Raw genomic sequence first — 5,612 nt, 5'->3', positions numbered from 1 at the left:
TACTGACAGAGCATGAAGTCACACGAGTATTACAAATGCTTGATGCGATTCAAGATAAAATGGGGATTGACAATGATGAAGACAGTGAGCTTGCTGATTTAGAAATGGAAACCAAGCCGGAAGATGTATTAACTGAAATTGAGCGGCTTCAGCAGTTAGCACTGAAGAGAAAAAAGCTGATAAAACGTAATCCTAGATCAAGACTTTTTTCAATTTGATTGGGCGCAACCCTCTATAGATAGATATCTTTTTAATCCCCTCAAATAGCACTCAGCGATGCCTACGGCTTTGACATCCTCACCGGACTGAAGCCACGGTGATTCTGGAGTAATAAGTAATAAGTAATAAGTAATAAGTAATAAGTTAATATTCTTACTCATTACTCATTACTTATTACTTATTACTTTAAAGCCGTGCTAGAAGCACGGGGCTTTAAACCCATTTTTTCGGTAAATTACGCGCTTTTCACTCTTGCAGCTGCTAACTGTAAAATCCAGATATTCAAGTGACTGATTTTTGTAGTGCAGATTTGAAAGATACATCGTTCCTGCTAGATAATCTTTTTCTGATTAAGCTTTCGGATTTCTGCAATTACACCATCAAGCCCACAATCTGCCACAATTGCCATAAATAATTAGCAATCGTTCCGCAGATAAGTAACTTAGCACAGGGTTACGAAATTTGTTAATATATGTTATGCCCCAGAAAATATTGCTATTCAAGGATGGAAGGGGCTGATGGTGAAAATGCAGCTTGGGCTAAATAGCGCTGGGGACTTCTACAGTGAATTAGTCTCCAAAGTTGGCTCTTCTGTTGGGGTGGCTGATGGGGAGCCTTACTGGAATGCTTAAAATAACCTATCCATCCGAATCTTGTGCAAATATATGCGACATTAATGCTTGTACCATCACGCTTACTGGACTTTCTTTTACAAATTGCTCAAAGATTGAGGACAAGAATAGATTGCGATCGCTATTCGACAGCTTAAAATTAAAAGTACATCATCCTCTAAGAGATACTGTCCATACACCTAAGAAATGTAACTTTATGCAGATAGAGCAGGTAGAAAAAGAGATAACCACGATTCGTTTGAGTAAAGAAGAAGTGGTAATTATAAACAATGCTTTAAATGAGGTATGCAACGGATTATATCTGAACGAGTTTTCGACTCGAGTAGGTGCGTCAAGGGCAAATGTGGAGGAGTTACTTTTCCAAATAGGGAAAATCATTGATGCAATGAAGTAGATAAATTATTTAGCTCAACAAGCTCGGTCTTTTTACTGAGTTAAATAAATTTGCTTCTTACCTTAAGTTATTGTACTATTGCAATCCATTTGAAGGTACAAACATTGTACCTGCGTCGAAATTAGCCGGATCAACAATAACTACAGTGCCGAATGGCACTAAGATAACGGCAAACCCGTTATATATAAGGCTTTTGGGTGTGGGGTGTGGCTGAGTGGGTGTAGTGAGTCAGAAATTTATTTGTATCCCCACTCATATTTGCTTTTATTGATAAAAGAAAGGCAGGAGGCAAAGGGCAGGAGGCAGAAGGAAGAAAAGGTACAAACCTCGCCCCTTGTGGGCGAAAAAGTAGGAATATTCTTTTCGAGATGCACAGCATGAGAAAAGATGCGTCCGTAGCACTTACCTCTTCCCTTCATGGGAGAGGTGTTCCTTCTGCCTTGCCGCCTTTGGCGGCAAGATTTAGTTTTTACAAATTGATTGGTAATATACAGCAGATTTCAAGTTAGCGAATGAAGTACACAAGCTAAGTCCCAAAGCCAGATATAAAGCCTGTTTTACTTCTGAATTATGATTCTGAAATTCTGATTTTTGCTTATTACCAAAACTACAATATTTGCTCAACTTGCATTAAGTTTCACAAGTTACTTTTTTGTCCACTAATTTAACTTGCTTCCCTGACTTTTCTGGTTTTTAATTTTGAGTATTATAATAACTTTTACCCCTAGTAGGTACAAATATCGTACTATTGTTATCATTAATTCCGTTAACAATAACTACAGTGCCTTTGTTAGAACGAGAGAACCATATATAATGCGATAAATCTACTTCTCCCCAATAGATTTTACGTCCATTTGTAAGGTCTTTGCATTCTGAATGCAGTATACCTGATGTATGACCATATAAAGACGATCCAGGGACACATGCTGCCATAATATCTTTAGCAATTGCTGACATAGTACCCTTTGATTTTTGAGTATTTGGAAGTGAAAATTCTGCGATGTGCTTAGAGAAAGAATGCTTCATAATTTTATAAGCTGTCTGATCGATGATTCTATCCCACTCATATGTTAATCTACCATTATGATTTGTAATTTCCTCTAATGTAATGCTGGTGTTTTTAAAAGTGTTGGATGAATTTTGACATTTAGCTTTAATTATCCCCATGATTATATATAGGTACGGGGAGAAGTTATAACACTTTTTATTATTAAGAAAAGTAGATGTCCCTGACAAAGCATTTTGTGTTAGCTGACCAGACGAATTAACATGGATTCCCTTTAATATTAAAGTGCTAAAGGGTTTACTTTTTCGATCTGTAGTCAAACAATTAGCTTCTAGCATAGTTCCCTGGAGCAATTCTGCAGGACATGAGTATTGATAACTACTAGGGACTGCTAAAACATATTTATAACCTATAGTAAGGCTGAATACGCTAATAACGGTACTCCCCAGAATAATTATTGAATTCAAAAACTTAGATTTCATTTTTACTCCTAATGAATAATGATTAAGTGTTGGTACTCTTCTTTCTACGTAACAGATACTTATCCTGTGTATCGTTGCTTTATTAGCAATATGATGTCCACATCTTTAGAGGGTTGGGCAGTCTAAGGGAATTTGAATCTCTTGCCCTGTGGCTTTAATTAAGTCGGCGGCCTTTTCAGCAATCATGATGGTGGCTGCGTTCGTATTTCCAGATAAAATGGTTGGCATCACGGAGGCATCGACAACACGCAATCCTTCAATTCCGTGAACTCGGAGTTGAGCATCAACCACCGCTAGTGAATCGTTGCCCATTTTACATGTCCCCACAGGATGCCAATAAGTAGTAGCTGTTTGTCGAATGTAAGCAGCGATACCTGCGCTGGGCTGCGCCAACGTTTCATCACTGATTATGTCTGAACCAGGAGCCACTTCCTCTCCCAAGACTTCACCAAAGCCACCAGAATGAGCGATCTGACGGGCGATTTTAATACCCTCTACCAGCACTTGTAAATCAGCCTCCTGCTGGAGGTAGTTCACTCGAATGGTAGGTGAGTCAGTAGGGTTTGCTGATTGCAACGTCACAGAACCACGACTTTGAGGATTGATCAGACAACAAATCAATGTGGAACCTGAAACATCAGGGGCAGAGTCCGAACTACCCCATAGAACCGGGCTGAAGAGAAACTGTAAGTCAGGTGCAAGCTCCTTGCTTTTGCCACTATGCAGGAATAATCCAGCTTCTACTAGATTACTGGTTGATGCGATCGCGGGTAGCGCTTGGGTAGACTTGTAGCCAACAGCAACCAATGGGTGATCGTGCAGGTTCTCACCTACACCGGGTAAATCAGCAACCACAGGAATGTTGAGCGGGAGCAGATGCTCTGCATTCCCAATTCCAGAAAGCATCAGCAGTTTGGGAGAATCGAATACACCCGCCGACAGGATCACTTCCTGATTAACATAAACTTGTTGCAGCGTTCCTTGGTGCAGATACTCTACCCCAATTGTGGAAGTTCCCTTAAACAGAATTCGAGTCACTAATGCACCAGTTTGAACCGTTAAATTAGGACGATCAAGAATTGGCACTAGAAATGCGGCGGCGGCACTGTGCCGCTTCCCGTCTTTAATAGTTAATTGATACAGTCCCACACCTTCTTGTTGTGTGCCATTGAAATCGGGATTGCGATCGTAGCCTATTTGCGCTGCGGCTTCGATAAATCGCTCTGAGGTGGCAGTAGGGGCGATCGGATCGGTGACGCTCAAAGCTCCATCAACACCGTGAAATTCGGATGTGCCTCGCTGCTGGTTTTCTGATTTTTTGAAGTAGGGCAATACTTCCTCATAGCTCCAGCCTGGATTGCCGAGCTTTTGCCAATGGTCGAAATTGTGGCGATTGCCTCGAATGTAAATCATGGCATTGATTGAACTGGAGCCGCCGACGACTTTGCCACGGGAACATAAGATTTTCCGCCCATTCAGGTGTGGTTCTGGTTCAGTCCAGTAAGCCCAATCAACTTCAGTGCCTAGCAAGCTTGGCCAGGCTACAGGAACTTGAATCTCAGGTTTATTTACTGGATTCCCTGCTTCGAGCAACAACACGGTTGTTTCGCTATTTTCTGTCAAACGATTGGCAACAACACAGCCTGCTGAACCAGCACCAATCACCACATAATCGTATTGTGTCATGATATCCTTGGTTGTGTATTCAACTACTTCAATAACTGCAACTAAGACTTTTATTCAACGCTATATTTTCGATGGACTGCATACAGTGAGCAGATTTGCAATCAAGCCAAGCAGCAACACTCATTCTCCCTATTCGTCCAACAACGCCACTGCAAACAGCAAATGGCTCGCGTTGCTTAAAAGCCGATAAAATTTCTCGTGGACAATGATTCTTTCAACTTCATGTGTGCAGAAATGCGAGATTTTCCAATGCACGAAGTGCATGAGGGATGCTTGCGGGTATGTAAACGAAAACTCCCGGTTGTAAAGTAATTTCACGCCCCTCTAGGGTCAGCACTCCACGCCCTTCGATTACAGTCACCGAGATATTCCGTGAAGCTACATGTTCTGGTATTTCAGTGTCCGCCGTTAGACAAACTAGTGAGAATTGCACTTGCTCATCTTTAACCAAAGACTTTCGGCTGGCTCAAGGTTTGGTATAGTTAACTTGCCCTTGAAGCTGAGTTGTAAACGATTTTTGGGTTATCACCATGATTCTCCAATAGTGCTGTAATGGTGGATTTTATTTCAGAAAAGACAGGCACCGTTGTCCAACAGTGGGGACAAAACCAGCAAAATTTATGGTGCTGAATGTGCCGTAGTAATAGGTAAGAGCAATAAGGATAGTCGTGCATGATTATTTACCTCTGTCATTACTCATGGAAAAACAATCTTAGGAGTAGCTGCATATCCTAGATAAAGATAGGCAGCAGATCGCAGCACAATTTCGGAATAGAGAATCTTTTGAATGTCTAAAGAAGGCGCACGTTTAGCCGTGAAGTTGTAAGCCGCGATTTCCCCTTCCAGGCTGAAGTTGCTATTCATCAAATAATGGTCGTAATCGTGCATTCCTTGAAAGATAAATCCATAAATCGGATTGGGATACACGGTAGAATCGTAACTATCGGCGGATACCCAAAGTTGCCCTCGCTTAATATCAGCAAACATCTCTTGGGCGTTGTTGTAACGCATATAATCTGAAAATTGCAGATTTAAGGGCAATTGTTGGAACTCAGCCATCAGCCAGTCACAGAGTTGAGTAATAGTTTCGTCAGAAATCTCCGCTGGCTTGCCTTTTAGGTAGAGGTTAGCGAGAGTTTCCACAAGGGATGCAGTTGTGTTTACTTTTGTTAGAGTCATATTGCTATCCTCAT

Annotated in this window: 6 protein-coding genes; 2 read left to right on the top strand and 4 right to left on the bottom strand. The window is 41.2% G+C overall.

Features of this window, described 5'->3' with window-relative positions:
* Positions 1–218: hypothetical protein (locus HWQ37_RS34325; protein ID WP_292755823.1), on the top strand; the 218-nt coding region annotated here is incomplete at its 5' end.
* An 829-nt stretch (positions 219–1,047) separates the two neighbouring features.
* Positions 1,048–1,245, top strand: a complete 198-nt coding sequence (locus tag HWQ37_RS34320; RefSeq protein WP_292755821.1) for a hypothetical protein — start codon at positions 1,048–1,050, stop codon at positions 1,243–1,245.
* A gap of 693 nt (positions 1,246–1,938) precedes the next feature.
* Here HWQ37_RS34320 and HWQ37_RS34315 read toward each other — a convergent pair.
* The 4 genes from HWQ37_RS34315 to HWQ37_RS34300 all read right to left on the bottom strand — a co-directional run.
* Positions 1,939–2,733, bottom strand: a complete 795-nt coding sequence (locus HWQ37_RS34315; protein WP_292755819.1) for a hypothetical protein — start codon at positions 2,731–2,733, stop codon at positions 1,939–1,941.
* Between the two features lie 105 nt (positions 2,734–2,838).
* Positions 2,839–4,419, bottom strand: coding sequence for a GMC family oxidoreductase (locus tag HWQ37_RS34310; RefSeq protein ID WP_292755817.1), 1,581 nt, complete (start codon positions 4,417–4,419; stop codon positions 2,839–2,841).
* 220 nt (positions 4,420–4,639) lie between these two features.
* A complete protein-coding gene (locus HWQ37_RS34305; protein ID WP_292755815.1) occupies positions 4,640–4,852 on the bottom strand; it encodes a cupin domain-containing protein in 213 nt (70 codons plus the stop codon).
* A gap of 263 nt (positions 4,853–5,115) precedes the next feature.
* The coding region (locus tag HWQ37_RS34300; RefSeq protein WP_292755813.1) for a hypothetical protein at positions 5,116–5,612 on the bottom strand (497 nt) is incomplete at its 5' end.

The sequence above is a fragment of the Nostoc sp. NMS4 genome (genome assembly GCF_017115095.1).
GTDB lineage: Bacteria > Cyanobacteriota > Cyanobacteriia > Cyanobacteriales > Nostocaceae > Nostoc.
Note: the sequence above shows the minus strand (reverse complement) of the source record. Positions and strands in the feature narration are given on the sequence as shown.